Below are 1,868 nucleotides of genomic sequence, written 5' to 3' on the forward strand. Positions count from 1 at the left end.
ATGTATATCCATATGAAAATGCCAATATGTCAGAGCTTATGAAAAAGTGTGATATAGCAGTGGCTGCTTGTGGTTCAACTCTTTATGAACTTTGTGCAATGAAAGTTCCAACCATAGGAATCATTTTAGCAGACAATCAAATCGAAGTTGGTAAGATGATGGCAGATAAAGGGCTGCTAAGTGATATTTTTTATATGGATAGGTTTGAAAAAGAAAAATTCATAGAAAGTGTAAATAATCTTATAGAAAATAAAAATTTAAGAAATGAAATGCAGAAAAAACAAGAACTTATTGTTGATATAAATGGTGTAATTAATTTAGTTAATAAGATAAAAATGTTAAATAATAAATATTAAATATATGTTCTAACTAATAAAACTACATAATAATTAAAGAAATCTTAAAAAGATTTCACAATCATTGTACATTGTTAATTGGAACATATAGGAAATGAGGGGAATCTATGATTGAATTAGAAGAAAGCAAAGTAGGTCTGCCAACTATAAAATTTGATGGCAGATATATACATAGCAAATATAATCCTATAAAAGAGAGTGAACAGTTTGTAAATGGAAATGCTGGAATTCTTAATGATAAAGTAATTGTTTTATATGGATTAGGGCTTGGATATCATGTTGATGTTTTTCATAAGAGGATGAATGAAAAGTCTATGTTATATGTATTTGAATATAATAATGAAATGGTAGAGATTTGTAAAAAGATAAATCCTGATGTTTTTAAATATGATAATGTGAAAATATTTTCTGGAAAAAATAAAAATTTTTATAATGCTCTGTCAAGTGTTTTGGGACAAGTACGGAATGTTATAATATATAAATCATCATTAGAAACGATAAAACGAAACAATGAATTATTATATAATCTTATAAATGATTTAAATATAATGAAACAGTATGTGGAAATGGATACTGAAATAATTAAACAGTCAGATGAAAATTATAAAGCTAATATGGAAAAAGGATATAGAAATATATCAGAATATATAGAACATTTAAAAAAATCTAAGAAGCCTTTTGTGATTACAGCAGCAGGTCCATCATTAGATAAAGACTTGTGTATCTTAAAAGAATATAGGGATAGATATAATATCATAAGTGTTGGAAGTGCATTTAGAACTCTTATAAAAAATGAAATAATACCAAATGCAGTAGTTATAATAGATACAAAACCTATAGTACAGAAGCAATTTGAGAATTTGGATTGTAATGGTGTTCCATTATGTTTTTCAGCTACATCTTTAAGATGGGCTGTAGAAGCTTATAAAGGACCTAAATATATATTTAATGCTAGTAATGATGATGAAATAAAAACAAGAGGAACAGTAGCAGTAGCTTCTATGAATATAGCAATAAAAAGCAGTGCAGAAGAAATAATCTTATTAGGCCAGGATCTTGCTTTTATAAATGAAAAGTCTGATACAAAAACTTTTGAAGAAATATATGGTTTTAAAGATAATTATACTGAAAATACAAAAATGAAAAAAGTAAAAGGTGTTAATGGAACACTTTTAGATACAACACAAGGATATATAACTTTTAAAAATAAAATTGAATCATTAATAAGAGAAAATCCAAAGATCAAATTTATAAACTGTAGCAGAGGAGCATTTATTGAAGGTGCTGACCATAGAAAATTTTCAGATCTTAATTTATAGTGATGACCAATAAACATATTTAAATTAATAGTATGTATTGTAACAGTTGAAATATATAATAAATGAGATGAGGAAAAACATGATTAAATGCTTGATTTTTGATTTAGATGATACATTATATTATGAAAAAACATATGTTTTAGAAGCCTTTGAAGAGGTGTGTAAATATTTGTCATCTAAATATAGATATGAT

The 1,868-nt window shown here is 25.7% G+C and carries 2 protein-coding genes; both read left to right on the forward strand.

Annotated features, from left to right (window positions below):
* On the forward strand, positions 1-356 hold a 356-nt coding region (locus Q0F58_RS19365; RefSeq protein WP_294379712.1), incomplete at its 5' end, for a glycosyltransferase.
* Positions 357-463: 107 nt separating this feature from the next.
* Complete coding sequence (locus tag Q0F58_RS19370; protein WP_294379714.1) at positions 464-1,675, forward strand: motility associated factor glycosyltransferase family protein; 1,212 nt, start codon at positions 464-466, stop codon at positions 1,673-1,675.
* Positions 1,676-1,868 lie beyond the last annotated feature (193 nt).

This window comes from uncultured Clostridium sp. (assembly GCF_934754915.1).
GTDB lineage: Bacteria > Bacillota > Clostridia > Clostridiales > Clostridiaceae > Clostridium.